The organism is Lentzea sp. CC55 (assembly GCF_021056325.1).
GTDB lineage: Bacteria > Actinomycetota > Actinomycetes > Mycobacteriales > Pseudonocardiaceae > Lentzea > Lentzea jiangxiensis.
In genome coordinates this window covers 182,667-206,701 of sequence record NZ_JAJCXE010000022.1, presented here as the reverse complement: position 1 = coordinate 206,701, position 24,035 = coordinate 182,667, and the positions used below count along the sequence as shown (strand labels likewise).

The 24,035-nt window shown below is 70.3% G+C and carries 18 protein-coding genes; 14 read left to right on the top strand and 4 right to left on the bottom strand.

Translation table 11 applies throughout. The features are described 5' to 3' along the window. Window positions 1-149: 149 nt before the first annotated feature. From mfd to L6E10_RS16740, 4 genes are read left to right on the top strand one after another with little or no spacing between them, the layout of a single operon-like run. Window positions 150-3,704 (top strand): transcription-repair coupling factor, encoded by a 3,555-nt coding sequence (mfd, locus tag L6E10_RS16755; RefSeq protein WP_236220446.1) that lies wholly within the window; start codon window positions 150-152, stop codon window positions 3,702-3,704. A gap of 14 nt (window positions 3,705-3,718) precedes the next feature. Further along, the gene (locus tag L6E10_RS16750; protein WP_236220445.1) at window positions 3,719-4,660 is read left to right on the top strand and encodes a hypothetical protein; all 942 of its coding nucleotides are present in this window, start codon (window positions 3,719-3,721) and stop codon (window positions 4,658-4,660) included. Continuing rightward, window positions 4,657-5,577, top strand: coding sequence for a MazG family protein (locus L6E10_RS16745; protein WP_236220444.1), 921 nt, complete (start codon window positions 4,657-4,659; stop codon window positions 5,575-5,577). Before L6E10_RS16750 ends, L6E10_RS16745 begins: the two co-directional genes overlap by 4 nt. Window positions 5,578-5,606: 29 nt before the next feature. Then, a complete protein-coding gene (locus tag L6E10_RS16740) occupies window positions 5,607-8,777 on the top strand; it encodes a S41 family peptidase (RefSeq protein WP_236220443.1) in 3,171 nt (1,056 codons plus the stop codon). Between the two features lie 241 nt (window positions 8,778-9,018). Here L6E10_RS16740 and L6E10_RS16735 read toward each other — a convergent pair whose 3' ends face one another. The 3 genes from L6E10_RS16735 to L6E10_RS16725 form a co-directional block, all read right to left on the bottom strand. Further along, window positions 9,019-9,318 carry a hypothetical protein gene (locus tag L6E10_RS16735; RefSeq protein ID WP_236220442.1) on the bottom strand — a complete coding sequence of 100 codons (300 nt, stop codon included), beginning with the start codon at window positions 9,316-9,318 and terminating at the stop codon, window positions 9,019-9,021. Between the two features lie 156 nt (window positions 9,319-9,474). After that, entirely contained in the window at window positions 9,475-10,299 is an 825-nt protein-coding gene (locus tag L6E10_RS16730; RefSeq protein WP_236220441.1) for a lytic murein transglycosylase, read from the bottom strand. A 195-nt stretch (window positions 10,300-10,494) separates the two neighbouring features. After that, window positions 10,495-10,866: a tetratricopeptide repeat protein gene (locus L6E10_RS16725; protein ID WP_236220440.1), complete on the bottom strand. Its 372-nt coding sequence runs from the start codon at window positions 10,864-10,866 to the stop codon at window positions 10,495-10,497. A 196-nt stretch (window positions 10,867-11,062) separates the two neighbouring features. Between L6E10_RS16725 and L6E10_RS16720 the strand changes: the two genes are divergently transcribed. Beyond that, on the top strand, window positions 11,063-12,580 hold the full coding sequence (locus L6E10_RS16720) for a BTAD domain-containing putative transcriptional regulator (protein WP_236220439.1): 1,518 nt from the start codon (window positions 11,063-11,065) through the stop codon (window positions 12,578-12,580). Between the two features lie 50 nt (window positions 12,581-12,630). Beyond that, window positions 12,631-13,371 (top strand): SDR family NAD(P)-dependent oxidoreductase, encoded by a 741-nt coding sequence (locus L6E10_RS16715; RefSeq protein ID WP_236220438.1) that lies wholly within the window; start codon window positions 12,631-12,633, stop codon window positions 13,369-13,371. On the opposite strand, the gene L6E10_RS16710 is transcribed toward L6E10_RS16715, so the two are convergent. Continuing rightward, window positions 13,368-14,066, bottom strand: coding sequence for an alpha/beta fold hydrolase (locus L6E10_RS16710; protein ID WP_236220437.1), 699 nt, complete (start codon window positions 14,064-14,066; stop codon window positions 13,368-13,370). The two genes, L6E10_RS16715 and L6E10_RS16710, sit on opposite strands and share 4 nt — an antisense overlap. A 15-nt stretch (window positions 14,067-14,081) precedes the next feature. Here L6E10_RS16710 and L6E10_RS16705 point away from each other — a divergent pair, with 15 nt between their 5' ends. From L6E10_RS16705 to L6E10_RS16670, 8 genes are all read left to right on the top strand, one after another. Next, window positions 14,082-15,305 carry a cytochrome P450 gene (locus tag L6E10_RS16705; RefSeq protein ID WP_236220436.1) on the top strand — a complete coding sequence of 408 codons (1,224 nt, stop codon included), beginning with the start codon at window positions 14,082-14,084 and terminating at the stop codon, window positions 15,303-15,305. 210 nt (window positions 15,306-15,515) lie between these two features. Further along, window positions 15,516-16,802: a phosphopyruvate hydratase gene (eno, locus tag L6E10_RS16700; RefSeq protein WP_236220435.1), complete on the top strand. Its 1,287-nt coding sequence runs from the start codon at window positions 15,516-15,518 to the stop codon at window positions 16,800-16,802. Between the two features lie 11 nt (window positions 16,803-16,813). Continuing rightward, window positions 16,814-17,308: a septum formation initiator family protein gene (locus L6E10_RS16695; RefSeq protein WP_236220434.1), complete on the top strand. Its 495-nt coding sequence runs from the start codon at window positions 16,814-16,816 to the stop codon at window positions 17,306-17,308. Continuing rightward, on the top strand, window positions 17,290-17,787 hold the full coding sequence (locus tag L6E10_RS16690) for a DUF501 domain-containing protein (protein ID WP_236221096.1): 498 nt from the start codon (window positions 17,290-17,292) through the stop codon (window positions 17,785-17,787). Before L6E10_RS16695 ends, L6E10_RS16690 begins: the two co-directional genes overlap by 19 nt. Before the next feature lie 152 nt (window positions 17,788-17,939). Beyond that, the gene (locus L6E10_RS16685; protein ID WP_236221095.1) at window positions 17,940-19,271 is read left to right on the top strand and encodes a lytic transglycosylase domain-containing protein; all 1,332 of its coding nucleotides are present in this window, start codon (window positions 17,940-17,942) and stop codon (window positions 19,269-19,271) included. Window positions 19,272-19,373: 102 nt separating this feature from the next. Next, window positions 19,374-20,207: a helix-turn-helix transcriptional regulator gene (locus tag L6E10_RS16680; RefSeq protein ID WP_236220433.1), complete on the top strand. Its 834-nt coding sequence runs from the start codon at window positions 19,374-19,376 to the stop codon at window positions 20,205-20,207. Window positions 20,208-20,220: 13 nt separating this feature from the next. Next, a complete protein-coding gene (locus tag L6E10_RS16675) occupies window positions 20,221-20,379 on the top strand; it encodes a DUF397 domain-containing protein (RefSeq protein WP_236220432.1) in 159 nt (52 codons plus the stop codon). Window positions 20,380-20,607: 228 nt separating this feature from the next. Continuing rightward, complete coding sequence (locus L6E10_RS16670) at window positions 20,608-24,027, top strand: LamG-like jellyroll fold domain-containing protein (protein ID WP_236220431.1); 3,420 nt, start codon at window positions 20,608-20,610, stop codon at window positions 24,025-24,027. Window positions 24,028-24,035: the final 8 nt, after the last annotated feature.

Sequence of the window (24,035 nt, the reverse complement as noted above, 5' to 3'; positions counted from 1 at the left end):
AGAGGGTGACGGCTCGGGTGGTCCTCAAGCCACCCAATAAGGGATCGCGGAACGAGCTAAGGTGGGTGGTGAGACCCCTCGTCCCAGGCAGGGGTCTGTCCGGCGTCCCGCATCCGGCTGGCGTTCCGCACTCGACCGGGGTTTCTCACATGCCGCTGCTCGGCCTTCTCGAAGGTGTCCTTCCCGACAAAGCCCTCCGCACGTTGATCGACTCGGCCGGTGTCCCCGAGCTGGAGCTGGACGGCCCGCTGGCCGCCCGCCCGCTGGTGGCCGCCGCGCTGTCCACGGTCAGGCCCGTCCTGGCCGTCACGGCCACGGGCAGGGAAGCCGAAGAGCTGACGAACGTCCTGCGCGACCTGATCGGCGCGGACAGGGTGGCGTTCTTCCCGAGCTGGGAGACGCTGCCGCACGAGCGCCTCAGCCCGCGCGCGGACACGGTCGGCGCGCGGTTGCAGGTGCTGCGCCGGCTCAAGCACCCCGAGGGCAACCCGATCAAGGTGCTGGTCACCACGGTCCGCAGCCTCATCCAGCCGATGGCGCCGGGCCTGGGCGACCTCAAGCCCGTGCATCTGGAGGTCGGCGAGGAGCAGGACTTCGTCGAGCTGGTCACGCGCCTGGCCGAGAACGCCTACACCCGCGTCGACATGGTCGAGAAGCGCGGCGAGTACGCGACGCGCGGCGGCATCCTCGACATCTTCCCGCCCACGGCGGAGCACCCCTACCGCGTCGAGTTCTGGGGCGACGAGGTCAGCGAGATCCGGCCGTTCTCGGTGCAGGACCAGCGCTCGCTGCCGGAGGAGGTGCAGGAGTTCGTCGCGCCGCCGTGCCGCGAGCTGCTGCTGACCGACGACGTGAAGAGCCGCGCGGCCGAGCTGGCGCAGGAGCACCAGTCGGACGCGCACCTCGCGGAGATGCTGGAGAAGATCTCCGGCGGCATCGCGGTCGAGGGCATGGAGGCGCTCATCCCGGCGCTGTGCCCCGGTGAGCTGCAGCTGCTCGTCGACGTCGTCGAGCCCGGCACGCACGTGCTGCTCAACGACCCGGAGAAGATCCGGGCCCGCGCGGCCGACCTGGTGCGCACCGGCCAGGAGTTCCTCGAGGCCTCGTGGATGGCGGCCGCGGCGGGCGGCAAGGCGCCGATCGACCTCGGGCGCAGCGCCTACCAGGGCATCGGCGAGGTCTCCGGGCACGCCAGGGCGAACGACCGTCCATGGTGGACGCTCAGCCAGCTGACCACGGACGCCGACGACGTCGTGCACCTCGACGTCAAGCCCGTCGAGGCCTACTCCGGCGACGTCGAGCGCGCGTTCGCCGACCTCAAGGCCCACACGGCGACGGGGGGCGCGGCGGTGCTCGTCGTGCCGGGCGCCGGCACCGCGCACCGGGCCGAGGAGCGGCTCAAGGAGGCCGAGGTCGCCGCGGTCTGCGTCGAGTCCCTCGACGAGCCGCCGAAGGCCGGCATGGTCACGGTCGTGCGCGGCGCGCTCGAGGACGGCTTCGTGCTGCCCGGCCTCGCGCTGGTGGTGCTCACCGAGACCGACCTGACCGGCGGCCGCGGCGGCACGTCCACCAAGGACATGCGCAAGATGCCGTCCAAGCGGCGCAACGCGGTCGACCCGCTCGCGCTCAAGGCCGGCGACTTCGTGGTGCACGAGCAGCACGGCATCGGCAAGTACGTGGAGATGGTGCAGCGCACCGTCGCCGGAGCCACCCGCGAGTACCTGGTCCTGGAGTACGCGTCGTCCAAGCGCGGCCAGCCCGGCGACCGGCTGTTCGTGCCGACCGACCAGCTCGACGAGGTCAGCCGGTACGTCGGCGGTGAGCTGCCCACGCTCAACAAGCTCGGCGGCAGCGACTGGAAGAACACGAAGTCCAAGGCGCGCAAGGCGGTCAAGCAGATCGCGGCCGAGCTCGTGCAGCTCTACGCGGCACGGCAGAGCGCCCCCGGCCACGCGTTCGCCGCGGACACGCCCTGGCAGCGCGAGCTGGAGGACGCGTTCGCGTTCACCGAGACGCAGGACCAGATGGCCGCGATCGACGAGGTCAAGGCCGACATGGAGCGCGGCGTGCCGATGGACCGCGTCATCTGCGGTGACGTCGGCTACGGCAAGACGGAGATCGCGGTCCGCGCCGCGTTCAAGGCCGTGCAGGACGGCAAGCAGGTCGCCGTGCTGGTGCCGACGACGCTGCTGGCCCAGCAGCACCTCAACACGTTCGCCGAGCGCATGCGCCAGTTCCCGGTGACCATCAAGGGCCTGTCCCGCTTCACCGACCCCGCGGAGTCCGAGCGGACCGTCGCGGGTCTCGCCGACGGCGAGGTCGACATCGTGATCGGCACGCACCGCCTGTTGCAGAAGACCGTGCGGTACAAGGACCTCGGCCTCGTGATCGTCGACGAGGAGCAGCGGTTCGGCGTGGAGCACAAGGAGCACATCAAGGCGCTGCGCACGCACGTCGACGTGCTCACGATGTCCGCGACGCCGATCCCGCGCACGCTGGAGATGTCCCTCGCCGGCATCCGCGAGATGTCGACGATCCTGACCCCGCCGGAGGAACGGCACCCGATCCTCACCTACGTCGGCGCGTACGACGACAAGCAGGTCGGTGCCGCGATCCGCCGCGAGCTGCTGCGCGACGGCCAGGTGTTCTTCGTGCACAACAGGGTGTCGAGCATCGAGAAGGCCGCGCGCCGCATCCGCGAGCTCGTCCCGGAGGCGCGCGTCGTCACCGCGCACGGCCAGATGAACGAGGACAAGCTCGAAAAGATCATCCAGGGCTTCTGGGAACGCGAGTTCGACGTCCTCGTCTGCACCACGATCGTCGAGACCGGTCTCGACATCTCCAACGCCAACACGCTGATCGTCGAGCGCGGCGACCTGCTCGGCCTCGCCCAGCTGCACCAGCTGCGCGGCCGCGTCGGCCGTGGTCGCGAACGCGGCTACGCGTACTTCCTCTACCCGTCCGAGACGCCGCTGACCGAGACCGCGCACGACCGGCTCGCGACGATCGCGCAGAACACCGAGCTGGGCGCGGGCATGGCCGTCGCGATGAAGGACCTGGAGATCCGCGGCGCCGGCAACATCCTCGGCGCCGAGCAGTCCGGCCACATCGCGGGCGTCGGCTTCGACCTCTACGTCCGGCTGGTCGGCGAGGCCGTCGAGGCGTTCCGCAGGCACGCGGGCGCCGACGGCGGCGAGGTCGAGGAGGAGCTCGCCGAGGTCAGGGTGGACCTCCCGGTCGACGCGCACATCCCGCACGAGTACGTGCCGGGCGAGCGGCTGCGGCTGGAGGCCTACCGCAAGATCGCGGCCGCCTCCGACGAGGCCGCGCTGCGGTCCGTCTGGGACGAGCTCAAGGACCGCTACGGCACGCCGCCGGAGCCGGTCGAGCGCCTGCTGGGGGTCGCCCGCCTGCGCCACGCCTGCCGCCGCCACGGGGTCACCGAGGTGATCGCGATGGGCCAGAACCTGCGGTTCGCGAAGCTCGACCTGCGCGACTCGCAGCTGGTCAGGCTGCGCCGCCTGTTCCCGAAGGCCGTCTACAAGCAGGCCGTCGGGACGGTCACCGTCCCCCGGCCGACGGAGGGAGCGGCGGGCGGCCGGATGGGTGCACCGCAGCTGCGCGACCAGGAGCTGCTGGACTGGTGCGGTGCGTTCCTCGACTCCCTCGCGGGGACTCCCGTGACCGGAGTCACCACGGCGTGAGAAGGTAGATCCTCGTGAGCACTGTTCTGAAGCGTTTCTCGCTGGTCGGTGTGGCTGTGGCGCTGTTGGCCACCGGATGCGGCACCGGGCCCGCGAAGGCCGGTTCGGCCGCGATCGTCGGTGACCAGGCGGTCACCCTGGAGACCGTCCAGGACCGCACCGTGAAGGTGCTCAAGAAGGAGCCCGCGGCCCAGCAGATGCAGGACCAGGGCAAGCTCGACGGCGTCTCGCGGCTGGTGCTGGCCGACGAGATCACGCACAAGATCGCCGAGGCCGCCGCGCGGCGCGAGAACATCACGGTCGACGAGACCAAGGTGTACGACGCGGTGCAGGAGAAGGGCGGGCCGGTCGAGGCCGCGAAGCAGAGCGAGCAGGACGAGACCACGATCCACCGCCGCCAGCGCGACGTGCTGGTCATGGGCGAGCTCGCGCGCCGCAACCTCTCCACCCTCGAGGTCGTGATCGACTTCTTCCAGGTCAAGGACCCGAAGGAGGCCAGGGAGAAGGCCGCCGAGGTCGCGGCCGACTCCTCGAAGATGTCGAGGTTCGTGCAGGAGGCGCCGCGCACCACCAGCGGCCAGCAGGCGTCGGCGACGAACCAGCGGGTCCGCGTCACCGAGAACCCGTCGCTGGTGCACACGATGCTGTGGGGCGTGAAGCCCGGCACCGTCGTCGCCTTCCCGGCCGACGAGCAGCAGTCCAGCTGGATGGTCGCGCTGGTCAAGGAGCGCAACGAGGTCTCGGCCACGCCCGGCGAGGAGGACCTGCTCGAGCGCATCGACCCGCAGCTGCTCGCCGCGTTCGGCCTGCGGATCGCGCAGTTCCTGACGGCGGACCTGAACATCGAGGTCAACCCCCGCTACGGCGTGTGGGACCCGACCAACGCCCAGGTCGTCGGCAACGCCGGCGAGCGGGCCGGTTTCGTCGGCGTGGCGACGGTGAAGAACAAGTCTTGATCACCGTCGTCGTCCTGAGCGAGCGGCTCGGAGCCGTGCTGCCCGCTGCCGCCCTGCCCGCGCTGCGCACGGCCAAGGCCGTCTACGCGGGCGAGGGCGTGCCCCTGGAAGCCTGGTCGGCGCTGGGCGTCGACGGGCCCGTGCCCGCCGTCGTGGAGGACGGCGCGGTGGTGGTCGCGAGCTCGGCGGACGGCTGGCCGGACGCCGAGGTGATCACGACGCCGGAGCCGCTGGGCGCCGGGCTGCTCGACGCCGCCGCGGTGATGCACCGGCTGCGCTCGCCGGGCGGATGCCCGTGGGACGCGGAGCAGGACCACGACTCGCTGCGCCAGTACCTCGTCGAGGAGACCTTCGAGCTGCTGGAGGCCATCGAAGACGGCGACCGGGCGGCGATGCGCGAGGAGCTCGGCGACGTGCTCCTGCAGGTGCTGTTCCACGCACGGGTCGCCGCCGAGGACGCCGACGACCCGTTCGACGTCGACGCCGTCGCCGGTGAGCTGGTCGCGAAGCTCGTCGGCCGGCACCCGCACGTCTTCGAGGGCAACGACCCCGCGGTGCACGACGCGACCTCCCAGGAGCACCGCTGGGAGGAGCTCAAGCAGGTCGAGAAGAAGCGCGAGTCCAGTGTGGACGGTGTGGCGCTCGGCCAGCCCGCCGTCGCGCTGGCCGCGAAGCTGGTGCAGCGCACCCGGCGCGCCGGGCTCCCGGTCGACCTGCTGCCCGAGGGCGACGACTCGGGCACGACGTTGTTCGCCGTGACCGCTTTGTCGAAGCTCGCGGGGGAGGACCCCGAGACGGAGCTCCGCCAGGTCTGCCGCCGTTTCGCCGCCAACGTGCGCGAAGCGGAAGCCAAGGCGCGGGCCGAAGGTCTTGATTCGCTCGCGGCGGAAGACTGGCGGCGTTTTTGGCCCTCCTGAACCGGTGAGCGTGGGCTAACGTCGATCACGTGACTTACCTGCGGTATCCGCACCTGTGCGGTGACTTGGTGACGTTCGTGGCCGAGGACGACGTGTGGCTCGCCCCCGTCGGCGGAGGGAGGGCCTGGCGCGCGTCCGCCGACCAAGTGCCGGTCCGCACACCCCGGTTCTCCCCCGACGGCACACACCTGGCCTGGGCCAGCTGGATCGACGGCGCGCCGGAGGTCCGCGTCGCGCCCGTGGACGGCGGCCCCGCACGCCGGTTGACGCACTGGGGCGTCGTCCGGACGGCGTTGTCCGGCTGGACCCCCGACGGCCGCGTCGTCGCCGTGTCGTCGACGGGGCAGATGTCGCGGCACCGCAAGCAGGCCCACGCCGTCCCGCTGGACGGCGGGCCGTCGGAGGTGCTGCCGTACGGGTGGGTCAACGACGTCTCCTTCGGCCCGGACGGCCAGGTCGTCACGTCGTCGAGCTACATGCAGGAACCGGCGTGGTGGAAGCGGTACCGCGGTGGCACCGCGGGCAAGCTCTGGGTCGACACCGAGGGGTCCGGCGACTTCGTCCGCGTGCTCGCCGACCTGAAGTCGTCGCTGTCGAACCCGATGTGGGTCGACGGCCGCATCGCGTTCCTGTCCGACCACGAGGGCGTCGGCAGCGTGTACTCCGTGCTGCCCGACGGCACCGACCTCCAGCGCCACACGTCCGGCGAGTTCTACGCCCGCAACGCCTCCACCGACGGCTCGCGGGTGATCTTCCACCAGGCCGGCGAGCTGTGGCTGCTCGACGGCCTGTCCGAGCCGCGCAAGCTCGACATCAAGCTCGGCGGCCCGCGCACCGGCCTGCAACCGCGCCACGTCAAGGCGTCCGGCAACGTCGAGTCGTTCAGCGTCGACCACACCGGGCGCGCGTCGGCCGTCGAGGTTCGCGGCTCCGTGCACTGGGTGACGCACCGCGACGGCCCGGTCCGCGTGCTGACGGACCGCTCCGACGTCCGCGCGCGGCTGCCGAAGGTGCTCGGCGAGACCGGTCACGTGGTGTGGGTGACGGACGTCGAGGGCGAGGAGGCCCTGGAGATCGCGCCCGTCGGCGGCGTCGAGCCGGGCAACACCGCGCGCCGCGTCGCCTCCGGCCGGCTCGGCCGGGTCATGTCGCTCGCCGCCGCGCCGGACGGCTCGCGCGTCGGCGTCGCCACGCACGACGGCCGGTTGCTGTTGGTGGACATCGCTTCCGGTGAGGTGCGCGAGGTCGTCCACGGGGCGAACGCGCACATCACGAACCTCGCCTTCTCGCCGGACTCGGCGTGGCTCGCGTGGTCGCACCCCGGCCCGAACCCGTTGCGGCACATCAAGATGGTGAACGCGACGGACCTGTCCGTAGTGGACGTGACGCCGCTGCGGTTCGCCGACTTCGCGCCGACCTTCACCGAGGACGGCAAGTACCTCGCGTTCCTGTCGATCCGCACGTTCGACCCGGTCTACGACGCGCACGTGTTCGACCTGTCGTTCCCGACCGGCTGCCGCCCGCACCTCGTGCCGCTGGCCGCCACGACGCCGTCGCCGTTCGCCCCGACGCACGCCGGGCGCCCGGTCGGCGACGAGGACAAGGACTCCGAGGACGACGACGAGAAGACCCCGGTCACCAAGGTCGACATCGAGGGCCTCGCGGACCGCGTGGTGCCGGTGCCCGTGGCGGCCGCCGAGTACGTGTCGCTGAAGGCGGCCCGCGGTGGCCTGCTGTGGCTGCGCCGGCCGTTGCTCGGCGTGCTGGGCGACACCCTGGCCACGCCCGACTCCCGCCCGCCGCGCACGGTCCTGGAGCGGTTCGACTTCGCCAAGAAGAAGACCGAGTGCCTCGCGGAGAGCGCGGAGGCGTTCGCGGTGTCCGGCGACGGCAAGCGGATGGTCGTCGAGGACCGCGGCGACCTGCGGGTCGTGCCGACCGACAGCAAGGCCGACGAGGACTCGGCCGACCACGTGGAGATCGACCTCTCGCGGGTGCGGGTCGTGGTGGACCCCGCCCTGGAGTGGGCGCAGATGTACGCCGAGAACGGGCGGCTCATGCGCGACCACTTCTGGCGCACCGACATGGGCGGCATCGACTGGCAGGGCGAGCTCGACCGCTACCGGCCGCTGGTCGGGAAGGTCGGCAGCCACGACGAGCTGGTCGACCTGCTGTGGGAGGTCCAGGGCGAGCTCGGCACCTCCCACGCGTACGTCTGGGGTTCGCCGCCGCACGTGCCCGCGTCCCGCCGCCAGGGCCTGCTGGGCGCGGACCTCGCCAGGGTCGACGGCTCCTGGGTCGTGGAGCGGGTGATCCCGGGCGAGACCTCCGACCCGCACGCGCGCTCGCCGCTGGCCGCTCCCGGCGTGGCCGTGCGGACGGGGGACGCGCTGGTGGCGGTCGACGGCCGCCCGGTCGAGCTGGCAGGACCCGGGCCGTTGCTGGTCGGCACCGCCGGGAAGCCCGTCGAGCTGACCGTGCGTCCCGCCGGCGGTGGAGAGCTGCGCCGGGTCGTCGTCGTGCCGCTGGCCGACGAGGAGCCCCTGCGCTACCACGACTGGGTCGCGAACCGCCGTGCGTTCACACACGCGCAGTCCGGCGGCCGCGTGGGCTACCTGCACGTGCCGGACATGATGGGCGCCGGGTGGGCGCAGCTGCACCGCGACCTGCGGGTCGAGCTGACGCGCGAGGCGCTGGTGCTGGACGTCCGCGAGAACGGCGGCGGCCACACCTCCCAGCTCGTGATCGAGAAGCTCGGCCGCAAGGTGATCGGCTGGTCGGTGGCCCGCGGCTACACGACCTCGGAGTCCTACCCGCAGGACGCGCCGCGCGGCCCGGTCGTGGCGGTGGCCGACGAGTACGCGGGCTCCGACGGCGACATCGTCAACGTGGCCATCAAGGAACTCGGCATCGGCCCCGTGGTCGGCGTCCGGACGTGGGGCGGTGTCATCGGCATCGACATGCTCTACTCGCTCGTCGACGGCACGATGGTCACCCAGCCGAGGTACGCGTCGTACTTCAACGGCCACGGGTGGGACGTCGAGAACTACGGCGTGGACCCGGACGTCGAGGTCGTGATGACGCCCGCGGACCGGGTCGCCGGCCGTGACCCGCAGCTGGAGCGGGCCGTGTCGATGGCTCTCGAGTCCCTGTCGACCACGCCTGCCGCTCACGCTCCGGAGCTGCCGCCACTGAAGTGAACACCCCATCGTGTGACTAAAGAACTGTGACGGACTGTTCCATGTGGACGATCAACCAGGTGGAACAGTCGTCACCGTTCGGGGGTGTGCTGGAGATGAGTCATCGGGAGAAGCCGCGCAGCGGGCGTGGGTGCTTCGGGGCCGTGGTCGTGGTGCCGTTCTTGGCGCTGGGCGGGCTGTTCGCCCTCATCGCGTTCGTCGGGGGGCCCGCCGGGACTCCCCTCGTGGCTCCGCCTCCTGTTCAGCCCACCACCTCGCAGTGGTGGACCGAGCCCTTCGAGACCGGCGTCGCCCTGTCCACCGTCACCGAGACCGTGGTGGTGGAGGGAGCGGCTCGGGCCGCCCGGTCCGGGGCCGCCGCGCCTGCTTCCACCCGGGTTTCGGTGGCCACGGTCACCGAGACGGTGCGGGCGTCGTCCTCGGTTGCGAAGCCTTCGGCCGCGGGGCGCAACGAGCCCGCGCCGTCCGTGGAGGAGTCGGAACCGGTTGTCCCGTCAGCATCTTCTCCGGTGGTCACCACCACCTCGGCTGCTGTGTCCACTGTGGAGTCTCCGCCGCCCGTGGAGGCGCCGCCCTCGTCCCGGGCCGAGAGGCCTGTTCCCGTTGTGACCACACCGGTCGAGCCTCCCGCGGAGCGGGCTGAGCCCTCTTCCGCCGATCCGATCGGGACCGGCGCCGCTCGCGGGTGGGTGGCGCTCTACCGCGGGATGCTGGCCCGTGCGTAGGCATCGGCTCCGCTGAACACGTTCTGGCCGTACTCCACGGAGTTGTTGTACGTCAGCACCGCCGCCCACCAGCCCTGGCCGGTGCCCAGGTCCCTCGCGCCGCCTCCGCAGAGGTAGCGGGCCGCGGTCAGGGCGGCGTCGTCGATGTTCTGCGGGTCCGCCGGGAGGCCGTCGCCCGCCGCTCGCTTCGCCCAGTTGTTCCAGGTGCCCGGGATGAACTGCATCGGCCCCACGGCCCGGTCCCAGGTGGTGTCGCCGTCCAGGCGGCCGCCGTCGGTGTCGCGGATGGCCTTGATGCCGGGGCCGCCGTCCAGCGGGATGCCGATGATCGGGCGCGACGGGAGGCCGTTGGCCTGGAGGCGGGCGCCGTTGATGTTGCCGTGGTGCGACTCGACCCTGCCGATGCCCGCGAGGGTGGCCCAGCTGATGCGGCAGGCCGGGGCGTCCCGCTGCATGGTCAGGTCGGCCGCCGCGTAGGCCTGGAGGGCGCGAACCGGGATGTCCGTCTTGCCGGCCACGCGGGTCGCCCACTCCTCCAGCGGGTTCGGGCTCGCCGTCGAGGTGCCGCCGGGGGACGGGGCGCTGCCGGGGGCGGCCGCACCCGGTTCGACGTTCTGGATGGGCACCAGGAACGGGGGCGGGCCCAGGGGAGCCGCGGCCCGGCGGCTCAGGGCGCCCAGCCCCCAGGCACCCGCGGCCACCACGGCGATCAGCAGGAGCACCAGGACGATGCGACCGGCGATGTTGCCTGTGCGGTTGCGGCGGACGGGTTCCTTGACGGCAGGGGGCGGGACCACGAGAACCAGGTTACGTGGTCCGTGCTGCTGCCGAAGGGGTGAAACCGGGCGAAACGGCGCGTCCGGCGCGCTGAGGCGCAGGTCAGGGGCGGTTCGGGTGGTGCGGCGGACGGCGGGACGGGCCTGGTGGCGGTCACGGCGAGTGCCGGCATCGCCACCGTTCGCCACGCTCGCGGTCCACAGTGGACGAATTCGTCAGTTCTCCAGCGCCAGCCGGGCTTTGACCTCGCCGAGCGCCTCCTGGTACTCCGGCGACGGGTTCATCGCGACCGCCATCCGGAGCTGGGCGAGCGCCTCGGGGAGGCGGCCCTGCCGTTGCAACGTCTTGCCGAGCGCGAACCGCGCGTAGTGGTCGCTCGGATCGAGGTCGAGCACCTTCCGGAACGCCTCTTCGGCCCTGTTGAGCTGCGCGGACCCGAGATAGGCCCGCCCGGCGAGCAACTGCACCGACGGGGCCTCGCCGGCCTCGTCCAGCACCTGCCTCAGCTCGCGCAGCGCGTCGAGGGGCCTGCGCTGCGCCATCAACGCCTCGGCCTTCCGAAACGCCTCGAAGGTGCCGTCCGTCATTCGATCAACGGTACCCACCGCCTGGCGGTTCTTCGACTGCCGTCCGGGCGACAGGACCTGAACGGGTGGACACGGGGCTGACGGGTCCAATTCGGACGCGAAAGACCGGTGTTCGGCCTGCGTCCGATCGGGTGGGCCGGGAAGGCGGGAATGCGCACCGGCGTTGTCCCGTTGCATGAGCCTGCGCTTCTCACTGATGGGTCCGGTACGAGCCTGGCGCGACGACGAGGAGATCGACCTGGGCCCGCGCCAGCAACGGGCCGTGCTGGCGGCGTTGCTGCTGAACAACGGCCTGCGCCTGAGCAACGAACAGCTGGTCCGGATGGTCTGGGACGACCCCACGCCGAGTGCGGTGATGGCTCTGCGGACGTACATGTACAAGATCCGCAAGGCGATCCCCGAGCTCGACCTGAGGTCGAAGGACGGCGGCTACACCCTCCAGGCCGAGATCTTCGACGACTGCCGCGACGAGCCGCTCGCGGGGCTGACCGGCACCTACTTCGAGGCGCACCGGGTGCGGCTCGGCAACGAGCGGCTCCAGTGCCGTGAGATCTTCCTCGAACGCGAGCTGGACGTGCTGGAGCTGCAGAAGCACGTCGCCGCGCACCCGTTGCGCGAACACCCGCGCGCCCTGCTGATGCGTGCGCTCTACCGCGACGGCAGGCAGGCCGAGGCGCTGGAGCAGTTCCACGAGATGCGCGCCCTGCTGAACGACGAGCTCGGCCTCGAACCGGGGCCTGAGCTGCGCGAGGTGCACGAGCAGATCCTCCGGGGCGAGCTCGCGCTGTCGCGCAGGCCCGAGCAGCTGCCGCCCGGCGTCGAGGACTTCACCGGCCGCACCGCCGAGATCGAGCAGGCGCTGAGGACGTTGCCGCGCACGGTCGGCATCGCGGGCATGCACGGCAGCGGCAAGACCGCGCTGGCCGTGCACATCGGCCACCTCGTCAAGCACCGGTTCCCGGACGGGCAGATCTTCGTGCGCGGGCACGACGTCGCGAACGAGCTGCTGCGCGCGGTCGGCGTGGAGAACCCCGTGGGCGACAAAGCAGCGCTGTGGCGGGAGAAAGCGCGCGGCAAGCGGTTCCTGGTCATCGTCGACGACCTGCAGGACGCGGCGTCGGTGCGGGACCTGCACGTGCCCGGTTCCGCCCTGGTCCTGACCAGCGTCCGGCGGTGGAACGAGCTGTCCGGCGTGACGTGGCTGACGATCGCCGGGCTTTCGGTGCCCGAGGCGCGCGAGTTCCTCCACAAGGTCGTCGACCCCGCCAGGACAGCGGGGGAGCCGGAGCTCGTGGCGCGGGTCCTCGCCCGCGTCTCGCACCTGCCGACCCCGATCCGCGTGCTCGGCGGCAAGCTCAGCAGCCGCCCGCGCTGGACGGTCGCGATGCTGCTGAGGCAGATGGAGCGGGAGACCGTGCTGGGCGAGGCGGTGCCGTCGGACTGCCGCGCGGTGCTCGCGCCGATGGTCAAGGCCGACCGGCAGCTGACCGAGGAGCAACGGCACCTGCTCGACTGCTTCGCCCGGCAGGACGCCGAGGTGGTCGACGTGTGCGAGGCGGCGCGGCTGGGCGGCGGTGACATCTCGACCGTCGAACCGCTGATGGAGGCGCTGGCGGACGTGCACCTGGTCGAGCCGCTGGAGCTCGGCCGGTACCGCATCCCGTCGTACGTGCGGATCTACTTCTCGCTCCGCTCACCCGCTCTGACCAGCTGATTCATTCGGAATTTATGACGCGACGACGAGGCGTCGGCAAGGTCGTGGACATGTCAACGAAGAAGTTCCACGGCAAGAAGGCCCTCGTCACCGGCGCCACCTCGGGCATCGGCCGCGCCGTCGCGGTCAAGCTCGCGCAGGAGGGAGCCACCGTCTACGTCACCGGCCGCCGCGCCGAGCTCGGCAAGGAGACCGTCGAGCTCATCGAGCAGGCCGGCGGCACCGGTCACTTCGTCGTCGCCGACGTCGGTGACCTCGACGACGTCCGCAAGCTGGCGCAGGAGGTCGGCGACGTCGACGTCCTCGTCAACAACGCGGGCATCTTCCCGTTCTCGCCGACCCCCGAGCAGTCCGTCGAGGACTTCGACAGGGTGTTCGCCGTCAACGTCCGCGGCACGTACTTCCTGACGGCGGCCCTCGCCCCCGCGATGGTCGCCAAGGGCAAGGGCGTGATCGTCAACGTCTCGTCGGTGGCGGGCCAGCTCGGCTCGCCGGTCGGGTCCGTCTACCACGCCTCGAAGGCCGCGATGGACGGCCTCACCAGGTCGTGGGCCAGCGAGTTCGGCGGCTCCGGCGTCCGCGTCAACTCCGTCGCGCCCGGCCCGATCCGCACCGAGGCGGCCGTGACGCAGGCCGGCGAGATCTTCGAGCAGTTCGCGAACGTCGTGCCGCTCGGCCGGCCCGGTGAGGCCGAGGAGATCGCGGACACCGTCGTGTTCGTCGCCTCCGACGGCGCCGGCTTCATCAACGGCGCCGTGATCAACGTCGACGGCGGCCTCGTCACCGTCTAGTGGGGACCGGACAGCAGCAGGCTGACGGACGAGGGCGACTCGACGTGCACGTTGTGGCCCAGGCCGGGGAACGCCACCGGCTCGGGCACCAGCTCCCCCAGGTGCTCCTGGGGGCTCATCGGGTCGTTCTCGCCCGCCGCCAGCACGACGTGGGCCTGCGAGGCCATGACCAGCCCGGCCATGTCCGGCCGGCCCACGCCGAAGGCCCTCATGTCCAGCGAGGGCGTCCACCCGCCGTCCACTTCGGACACCCCGTGCGCGATCGGCACGCCCGCCATCTTCGACGCACGCTGCACCGCCTCGTCCCGCGTCTCGAAGACCTTCGCCGGCTTCCGGGCGAGTGACGCGGCCTTCGCCAGCTCGTCGTCGGTCCACCGGACCTTGATCCCGATCCCGACGCACGTCCTCACGTCGACGCCGAACCACCCGCTCGCGAGCGTCAGCCCGACGACGCCGCCCAGCGAGTGCCCGACGACCGTGACGGGCTCGCGGGGGACCACCTCCGCGACGGCGGCGGCGATCGAACCGAACGAGTACCGGTCGAGAGGCGCGCTCCGGCCGTGACCGGGCAGGTCGGGGACGAGCCAGCTCCCGCTCCACCCGGCGACGACGTCCCGCCACACCTCGCCGGTCGCGCCCAGCCCGTGCAGCAGCACCAGCAACGGCCCGTTCCCACCACGTTCGACATGAAGCACGTCAGAATCCGTTCTATGCCCAGGACCGATGCCGACCTCATCGTCGACCCGGACACGTATACCTCGGGAGTCCCGCACGACGCACTGACCCGGCTGCGTGAAAAGGACGTGGTGCGGATCGACGACTTCTGGGCGGTCTTCCGCCACGACGACGTCCGCACCGTCCTGCGCACGCCCGCCGTCTTCTCCTCGCACCGCGGCGCCACCCAGATCCGCGACCCGCGGCCCGCCGACCTCGCCTACGTCCAGCGCATGATGCTGAACCAGGACCCGCCCTCGCACACCCGGCTGCGCCGCATGCTGACCAGGGCGTTCACGCCCCGCGCGGTCGCACGCCTGGAGGACGGCATCCGCGAGAACGCCCGCTCGATCGTCGCGGGCCTGACCGGCGACTTCGCCGCCGACGTCGCCGACCTCCCGCTGCTGACGCTGGCCGACGTCTTCGGCGTCCCGCGGTGCGACAGAGCGCTGCTCCACGACTGGAGCAACCGCGTGATCGGCTTCCAGGACGCGGAGTACGCCCTGTCGTCCAGTTCGACCGAGGGCATGACCGGCATGGCGCTGGCCGCGCTGGAGCTGCGCCCCTCCGACGGCCGCGACCCGCGCGCCCGCGACGGCATGCCCGACCTCTACGCCTACGCGCACGCGTTGGCGGAGCACAAGCGCTCGTCGCCGGGGGACGACGTGCTGAGCAACCTCATGCGGGAGGACATCACGGTGGAGGAGTTCGAGAACCTCTTCTGGCTGTTCTCGGTGGCGGGCAACGAGACCCTGCGCAACGGCATCCCCGGCGGCCTGATCGCCCTGCTCTCGCACCCGGACCAGTACGAGCGCCTGCGCGCCGACCGCTCGCTGCTCCCGACGGCGGTCGAGGAGATGCTGAGGTGGTGGACGCCGGTCATGCACTTCCGGCGCACGGCCGTGCAGGACACCTCGCTGTCCGGGCAGGAGATCAGGGCGGGGGACAAGGTCGTCGTCTGGTTCTCCTCCGCCAACCGCGACGAGCGCGTCTTCACCGAGCCGGACCGGTTCGACGTGGGCAGGCGGGAGGCCGACCACCTGAGCTTCGGCCACGGCCCGCACTTCTGCCTGGGCGCGCAGCTGGCCCGGACCCAGATGCGCGCGGTGTTCGACGCCGTCCTCGACCTGCCCGGCCGGCTGGAGCTCGACGGCGAGGTCAGCAGGCTGCGGTCGAACTTCCAGAACGGCGTGAAGCACCTGCCCGTTCGTCTACGCTGACCGCGCCGTTCGTCCAGGGGCCTGCGGACCGGAAGGTCGCCGGCGGGTTCCGGCCGAGAAGGCGCGGTTCCCACCCACCTCGCCTTCTGGCACGATTCAGACGACAGGCACGAGGGCACCACTGTGATCTGACGGTGTCGAGCCCCAGCCGGTCACCTGGCCCAAGTAGGCTCGTCGCGAGACGAGACGCAGGAGAAACAGGGAGCGCAAGTGGCGGTCATCGAGCAGGTCGGAGCACGCGAGATCCTGGACTCTCGCGGCAACCCCACCGTCGAGGTCGAGGTGGCGCTGGACGACGGCACGCTGGAGCGTGCGGCTGTTCCGTCGGGCGCGTCCACCGGTGAGCACGAGGCGGTGGAGCTGCGGGACGGCGACGCCAAGCGGTACCTGGGCAAGGGCGTCGAGCGCGCGGTCACCGCGGTGCTCGACGAGATCGGCCCCGAGCTGGTCGGCATCGAGGCCGTCGAGCAGCGCGTCGTCGACCAGAAGCTCGTCGACCTCGACGGCACGCCGGACAAGGGCCGCCTGGGCGCCAACGCGATCCTCGGCGTGAGCCTCGCGGTCGCGAAGGCGGCGGCGACCTCCAGCGGCCTGGAGCTGTTCCGGTACGTCGGTGGCCCGAACGCGCACGTGCTGCCGGTGCCGATGCTGAACATCCTCAACGGTGGTTCGCACGCCGACACCGAGGTGGACATCCAGGAGTTCATGATCGCGCCGATCGGCGCGGAGACGTTCCGCGAGGGCCTCCGCTGGGGCACCGAGGTCTACCACGCGCTGAAGTCCGTGCTGAAGAGCAAGGGCCTCGCGACGGGCCTGGGTGACGAGGGCGGGTTCGCGCCCAGCCTCGCCAGCAACCGCGACGCGCTCGACCTCATCCTCGAGGCCATCGAGAAGGCCGGCTACCGGCCGGGCCGCGACGTCGCGCTCGCCCTCGACGTGGCCGCCACGGAGTTCTTCGCCGACGGCGCCTACACGTTCGAGAAGAACAAGCGCTCCGCCGAGCAGATGATCGGCTACTACTCGGAGCTGGTCCGCGACTACCCGATGGTGTCGATCGAGGACCCGCTGTCCGAGGACGACTGGGACGGCTGGGTGCAGATGACCGCCGAGCTGGGCGAGAAGGTCCAGATCGTCGGCGACGACCTGTTCGTCACGAACCCGGAGCGCCTGGAGGAGGGCATCTCCCGCCGCGCCGCCAACGCGCTGCTGGTGAAGGTCAACCAGATCGGCACGCTGTCCGAGACGCTCGACGCGGTCTCGCTGGCCACGTCGTACGGCTACAAGTCGATGATGTCGCACCGTTCCGGCGAGACCGAGGACACGACGATCGCCGACCTCGCCGTCGCGACCGGTGCCGGTCAGATCAAGACCGGTGCTCCGGCGCGCGGTGAGCGCACCGCGAAGTACAACCAGCTCCTGCGCATCGAGGAGAGCCTCGGCGACGCGGCGCGCTACGCGGGTGAGCTCGCGTTCCCGCGTTACACGCCGGAGAGCTGAGAAGCTGAGGCATGGCCGAGCGCGCGCGTCGTCCCCGTCGCCCCCGCGAAGAGCGGGAGGCGAGGCCCGCACGCGCGCGCAAGCCTCCGCGTCCGAAGGCGCCCGCGCGGCGTGGTGACGGCACGGGTGGCGCGTTCGGCATGACCGGCACGCGGCGGGCCGCGATGTTCGCGATGGTGCTGTGCGCACTGGCGCTGAGCATCGCGGTCCCGTTGCGCACCTACCTCTCGCAGCGCGACGAGCTGCGGGACGTGGGCGCGGAGCAGCAGAAGCTGCGCGAGACCGTCGCGGCGCTCGAGAAGCGCAAGGCGGAACTGCAGGACCCGGCGTACGTGGAGATCGAGGCGCGCAAGCGGCTGCACTGGGTGCGGCCGGGCGAGACTCCCTACATCGTGCAACTGCCGGGTGACGAGAGTCGCAACACCGAATCGGAGAGGCCGTCGGGCAAGCCCGCGGCACAAGGGTCTTGGTACGAGGAACTGTGGGAATCGGTGACGCACAAGTAAGTGCTGCTGACCTGGAAACGGTCGCTCAGCAGCTGGGCCGCACGCCTCGCGGGACACGTGCGATCGCCTCGAGGTGCCCCAGCGGGCACCCGAACGTCGTGCAGACGGCGCCGCGGCTGCCCGACGGCACGCCGTTCCCGACGCTGTACTACCTGACCTGCCCGAAGCTGAACTCCCTGGTCAGCACGCTGGAGAGCGGCGGGCTGATGAAGGAGCAGCAGGACCGGCTGGCGCACGACGAGGAGCTCGCGGCGGCCTACCAGCGCGCGCACGAGTCGTACCTCGCCGAGCGCGACGCCATCGAGCCGCTCGGCACCCAGGTCACCGCCGGCGGCATGCCGGTCCGGGTCAAGTGCCTGCACGTGCACGTCGCGCACGCCCTCGCGAAGGGCCCCGGCGTGAACCCGATGGGCGACGAAGCGCTGGCCATCTTGGGTGAGCAGGGCCTGTGGCCCACCGGCGACTGCGCGGTCCGTTAACAGTCAACGGAACCGAACACACGCTTAACTCCGTCTTGGGTACACCTAGGCTTCTCAGTGGGGCAGGGTGGAACAGGTCACGGACTGGGGCGTTCGCCGTAACTGCGAGACGGCGAGCCGCGATGACGCACGAGAGGTGAGTATTCGTGGCAATGGCCAAACTGCGCGGTCCGTCGGCGTTAAGTCCCAGGCAAAAGGGCTTCGCCGTGGCGGCGCTGGCTGCGATGCTCGCGCCGGCCATGATCGTCGGTACCAAGCTCGTCGACTGGGTCAACCTCGCCAAGCACGATGACATCGCTGTCTCGCTCGGTCCCGCCGACGTCTTCGGCGCCCTGCACCGCGACCCCGCCGAGCTCGGCGCGTCCGGCCGGCTGCCGCTCTCGGAGGAGCTGAGCGCCGCGCTGCTCGCCGACCTGGAGGACGGCGACCTCGACGACGAGGGCGACATCGACCCCGGTCTCGTGCTCGACGACATCCCCGGCGTGCACGACATCCCCGGCGTCGTCCTGGAGGCCTACCTCCGCGCCGAGGACAAGATGGGCGAGCTCGTCCCGGGCTGCAACCTCGACTGGGCGTTGCTCGCGGGCATCGGCAAGGTCGAGTCCAACCACGCCAACAACGGCCGCGTGAACGCCGTCGGCGACGCCACCCCCAAGATCCTCGGCCCGGTCCTCAACGGCGCCCCCGGCATGGCCGCGATCAAGGACACCGACGGCGGCCGCCTCGACGGCAACAGCACCTGGGACCGCGCGGTCGGCCCGATGCAGTTCATCCCCGAGACGTGGGCGAGCTTCGGCGGCGACCTGAACGACGACGGCAACGTCAACCCGAACAACATCTACGACGCCGCCCTGGGCGCCGGCCGCTACCTGTGCGCGGGCGGCGGCGACCTCAGCAAGCAGGGCGACCGCGCCGCGGCGATCTTCCGCTACAACAGGTCCGACGCGTACGTCCAAACGGTCCTCAAGTGGGCCAAGGAGTACGGCGAGAACGTCGACGCGCTCCCGCTGCTCCCGGACACGGGCAACAACCGGCAGGAGCCCACGCCGGGCAACCCGAACACGGGCAACCCGCCCACCAACGGCAACGGCGGCACCACCACCCCGTCGAACCCCACGACGACCACCACCACCACCACCACCACGCCGCCGAACTGCCCGACGACCACGACGTCGACCACCAGCTCCACCACGACGTCCACGACCACGTCGACCACACCGCCGCCGTCCACCTGCACCACGACGACCACGACCACCACGTCGTCGACCACCACCACGACCACGACGACCACCACGACGACCAACCAGCAGCAGACGGAGCCCACGCCCCCGCCGCAGCAGTCCTCGTCGTCGGTCGCCTCGCAGTCGTCCACGGCCCAGTCGTCGGCCGCGCAGTCGTCCACCGCGCAGTCGTCCACCGCCGACAGCGGCAGCAGCCCGGCGGGAACGACCTCGCAGAGCTTGGTCACGAGCACGCCCAGCTAGTGCGGCGTGTCGCGTTGGGACGCTTCCAAGTCGTACCTCGTTCGGGGCGATTCGGGCAGAAACGTTGGGGCGGAAGGGATCTGAGGCCCTAGCTTCGCTCCCATGCCGAAGCGCAACTCGAGCGTGGCAGGCCGGGAGTTCGGCAATGGCGTCCGGGACGCCATCGAGCAGAGCGGCATGACCCAGCGCAGACTCGCCGAACTCCTGGACTGGCAGGAAGCCAAGGTCTCCGACCTCGTGCAGGGCAAGGGCGGCGTCACCGAAACCGACCTGGTGCGCCTGCTCTCCTACTGCCGCGCCCCGTCCGCCGACGTCGAGCACATGCTCGCGTTGTTCAAGGAGTCACGCGAAAAGGGCTGGCTGCTCTTCCCCGAGGACGGGGTGCCGGAACAACTGCGCAGCCTGGTGGAACAGGAGCAGCTCGCCAGCAAGATCACCGTCTGGTCGATGAACCTGATCCCTGGGCACCTCCAGATCGCGAGCTACATCCGCGAGGTCGCGCAGAGATCGGCCCGAAAGCTCAAGCCGGCGGACGTCGACGACCTGATCAGAGCGAAGCTGGGGCGCCAGGAGATCCTGCGGCCGGGCAGGGAGTTCGTCTTCTACGTGCACGAGCAGGCACTACGGCTCCCGGTCGGCGGCCAGGACGTGATGCGGCCGCAGTTGAACCACATCAACGTGATGCTGGTCCGCCAGTACATCAGCTTTCGGGTCGTGCCGATCGCCGTCGGCGCACATGCGGGCCTGGCCAGTTCGTTCGTGCGGCTGGACTACGACAGGTTCGAGCCGGTCGTCTACGTGGAAAGCCACAACACCGGTCTCTTCCTCGAGGACAAGGCGTCGATCGACAGCTACGACGATGTGTTGAGAGGGCTGGATCGTGACGCCTTGGACGCGGAACAATCGAGGAGGCTGATCAACAGCATGCTGTCCTGAGGAGGCGTTCCGGATGTCGACCTGGCGCAAGAGCAGCTACAGCGCGAGCGGAAGCGACTGCGTGGAGGTCGGTCACGGCGTCGGCATCCGCGACAGCAAGGCCCCCGCCACCCACCTGCCCGTGTCGGAAGAGGCGTGGTCGGCGTTCCTGCACCTCGTAAAGGCCCCGTGAGTGGGTGCCGGTTGAAGGGGCGGCCCGGTTGCTGCGGTGAGCTGTTCCACTGCTGCCCGAGCCGGCTCCATCGACTCGCGCGGATGTGACGCAAGCAGCACCCGCCCCGAAAAGTTGATCATGGTTGGCGTATTCCATTTAGACGCGAAGTGATCCATGCTGCTCCAGCACAGGTCGGGGGACCGTATGTGACTGGCTGCCGGGGTTCACCCCGGTCCTGGGGGGAAGATGCGTTACGCCGGAAGGCGCGGCTTTGCCGTGCCCACGTTTACCGTTGCCATCGTTTTCGCGAGCACGCTCATCAGCTCTGCCGCCACCGCGAGCGCCGCGGTACCTGACGAGGTCGCCGACGCCACGAGTGCGGAGAGGCTTGCGAAGCAGAGCGGGAAGTCGATCGTCATCGGGTCGGAGACGACCGAAGAATCGCAGATCAAGGCCAATCCCGACGGCTCGCGGACGTTGATCACCTACACCCAGCCGGTGCGCGTCAAGCAGAACGGTGCCTGGACGGCGGTCGACCTGGACCTCGCACCGCAGACCGACGGTTCACTGGCGCCCAAGGCGGCGCCGGTGGCCATGTCGTTCAGCGCGGGTGGCACCGGATCGGCGGCGAAGCCCGTCGCGCGCCTCGCCAAGGGCGATGCCGAGATCGGATTCGGCTGGGAGACCGATCTGCCTCCGGCACGGATCTCCGGCCAGACCGTGACCTACCCGGAAGTGCTGCCCGGCGTGGACCTGGAGTTGCAGGCGTCCCTGACCGGCTTCGCGCAGAACCTCGTGGTCAAGAACGCCGAGGCCGCGAAGAACCCGAAGCTGCGCAAGTTCACCTTCAAATCCCACGTCAAGAACACCAAGATCACGGGACCCGGTCAGGCCACCAGCAGGTCCGCCGAGTCCGCCGACCCGGCGAACGGGCTCGTGGTCTCCGGAGCCGACGGCAAGCAGGTCTTCAGCGGTGACGCCTCCCGCATGTGGGACTCGTCGGAGGTGACCCGGCACGCGACGATGGGCGTCGAGATCGGGCCGAACTCCATCTCGATCACGCCCGACCAGCAGTTCCTCGCCGACTCGAAGACGACCTACCCCGTCCGGCTGGACCCGGACTACTACTGCACGTCCTGCAGCAAGCAGCACCACGCGGTGGTGCAGTCACCGTGGGGTGACGCCAGGAACTACGACGTGACCTCCGGTCAGCTGGGCGACCTGAAGGCGGGCTATCTCAACGCGTCTTCGCTCGGTTCGCTGACGGCGGGTGTGTCGCGGTCCTACTTCGAGATGAACACGTCGGCGATCATCGGCAAGAAGATCCACAAGGCCACGCTGAAGGCCAGGGTGACCTCATCCTTCGCGTGTTCGACGGCCACGCCGACGGAGTTGTGGTCGACCTGGGGTATCGGCCCCGGCACGACGTGGAACAGTCAGCCGGGGTGGATCAGGTACCTGTCGGAGAACAACCGGACGAACCACCCCAGCAAGTGCGCGAGCGATGGTGGCGCGGACTTCGACGCGACGCCCGCTGTGGAACAGGCGGCCTCCACACCGTGGTGGGCCACCACCTTCATGTTCAAGGCCAAGTACGAGGACTCGCTCGACAACTCGTGGCGCCGTTTCGACCTCAACCCCTATCTCGAGGTCAACTACAACTCGTACCCGAACTCCCCGACCGATCTCGGTTTCGAGGGGTGGGGGGCGAACGCGACGGACGCGCTCCCGTGCCGCATCGGCAACGAGCGTGCCTACATCGGTACACGTACGCCACGGTTGCGGGCCAGGGTGTCCGACCCGGATGGCGGCATGATGGACGCCGGCTTCCGCCTTACCGTCGGTACGCACGACAACTACACGTGGAACGGTGCGGACATTCACACGGCCGGTGTGCCGTCGGGTTCATTCGCCGAAGTCACCGTGCCGGACGGCTGGATCACCAAGGACGGGGTCCACGGTTTCCACCTGTGGTCGGGCGACTACGAGCTCAGCAGTTGGTCGCCGCAGTGCGAGTTCATGGTCGACACCACGCGGCCGAACACCCCAGCGGTGTCTTCTTCGGACTACCCGGCCACCGGGTTCAACGGCAGCATCGGCCGTACCGGCAACTTCACGTTCTCGCCTAACGGGAACACGGGACCTGGCGGCTCGATGGACGTGGTCCGCTACGGATGGTCGCTTGGCGATACGACGTTCGCGAACCGAGTGGACGTGACGCAGACGACCGGTGCGGTGACTGTTCCGATCACGCCGACGGCCGGCGGTACGAATGTCCTGTACGTGCAGGCCTACGACAAGGCAGGGAACCCGTCTTCGACTCCCAAGACGTACGTGTTCAACGTCGCGGATCCGACCGGTCCGGTGGCGGGGTGGGGCTTTGACGAGACCAGCGGGACGATCGCGGCCGACATCACCGGCAAGAACCGCACCTTGGCGCTGAGCGGCGCGACTTTCGCCCCCGGCTATGCGAACAACGGCCAGGAGAACACCACAAGTTCCTTCTCCGCAACTTCGACGGCGGTGGTGGACACGTCTCGGGCGTTTTCGGTGTCGGCGTGGGTGAAGCTCGCCAACACGAACGCCGACTACGCCGTGGCGAGCCAGGACGGCAACCGCGCCAGCGGCTTCTACCTGAGGTACTCCCGCACCGCGGATCGGTGGGCTCTCAGCGTGGCAGGGGCGGACCAGGACGCGACCGGGTTCACGCACGCAATCTCGTCCACGCCGCCCCAAGCGGGTATGTGGGCTCATCTCCTTGGCACGTACGAGCCGAACGCCCGGAAGCTGTCGCTGTACGTCGACGGAAAGCTCGAAGGGACGGCGGAGGCCACGTTGTGGAACGCCACTGGGCCCTTCGTGGTCGGTGGCGGGAAGTGGCTCGGCGACCGGGTGAACCGGACACCGGGCACGATCGACCACGTACAGGTGTGGGACCGGGTGCTGAGCCCGGCCGAGGCGGCCACGCAGAGCAACTTCGCGGTGCTGCGCGCTCTCTACAACCTCGACGAACGGACCGGGCTCTCGACGAAGGACGAGGTGACCGGGCAGAACGCCACGCTCTCCGGCGGCGTCACCTGGGCGGGCACGCCGGTCGACCCCGATGACCCCAACCAGGTTCTGACCAGCAGGGACAAGTGGCTGAACCTCAACCCGCAGGCGTTGGGCAGCGTGGCGGGCGCACGTCCGGCGAACTTCCGCACGGACCGCTCTTACACCGTCTCCGCCTGGGTGCGGCACAGCGGAGCGTTCTCCGTGCCGGACACCGCCGTCGGTTTGGGCGCGACCACCTTCTCGCCGTTCCTGCTCTGCTACCGGCCGGAGTCGGGCAAGTGGGGCTTCATCCAGGTCGCTCGAACGGACGGCGGCTCATCGCTGATCGTGTCCGACCAAGCCGCCGAGGCGGACAAGTGGGTTCACCTCGCAGGTGTCTACGACGCAACCATGGGCACGATGTCGTTGTACGTCAACGGGATCAAGCAGGCAGCCACCAAGAGCGGTCAGGGATCGTTCAACGCCACCGGTGATTTCTGGATCGGTCGAGGAATCTGGGGAGGGAACCGCACGGACGGTTGGAAGGGCGACATCGACGATGTCCGTCTCTATTCCGGTGTCCTGTCCGGCCAGCAACTCACCGATCTTTACTCCGCCACGACGCACTTCTGACCTCCTGG

Coding starts and splice junctions, on each gene's coding strand:
- mfd (WP_236220446.1), top strand. CDS start 150: ATGCCGCTGCTCGGCCTTCTCGAAGGTGTCCTTCCCGACAAAGCCCTC.
- L6E10_RS16725 (WP_236220440.1), bottom strand. CDS start 10,866: ATGACGGACGGCACCTTCGAGGCGTTTCGGAAGGCCGAGGCGTTGATG.
- L6E10_RS16720 (WP_236220439.1), top strand. CDS start 11,063: ATGGGTCCGGTACGAGCCTGGCGCGACGACGAGGAGATCGACCTGGGC.
- L6E10_RS16715 (WP_236220438.1), top strand. CDS start 12,631: ATGTCAACGAAGAAGTTCCACGGCAAGAAGGCCCTCGTCACCGGCGCC.
- L6E10_RS16705 (WP_236220436.1), top strand. CDS start 14,082: ATGCCCAGGACCGATGCCGACCTCATCGTCGACCCGGACACGTATACC.
- L6E10_RS16695 (WP_236220434.1), top strand. CDS start 16,814: ATGGCCGAGCGCGCGCGTCGTCCCCGTCGCCCCCGCGAAGAGCGGGAG.
- L6E10_RS16685 (WP_236221095.1), top strand. CDS start 17,940: ATGGCCAAACTGCGCGGTCCGTCGGCGTTAAGTCCCAGGCAAAAGGGC.
- L6E10_RS16680 (WP_236220433.1), top strand. CDS start 19,374: ATGCCGAAGCGCAACTCGAGCGTGGCAGGCCGGGAGTTCGGCAATGGC.
- L6E10_RS16675 (WP_236220432.1), top strand. CDS start 20,221: ATGTCGACCTGGCGCAAGAGCAGCTACAGCGCGAGCGGAAGCGACTGC.
- L6E10_RS16670 (WP_236220431.1), top strand. CDS start 20,608: ATGCGTTACGCCGGAAGGCGCGGCTTTGCCGTGCCCACGTTTACCGTT.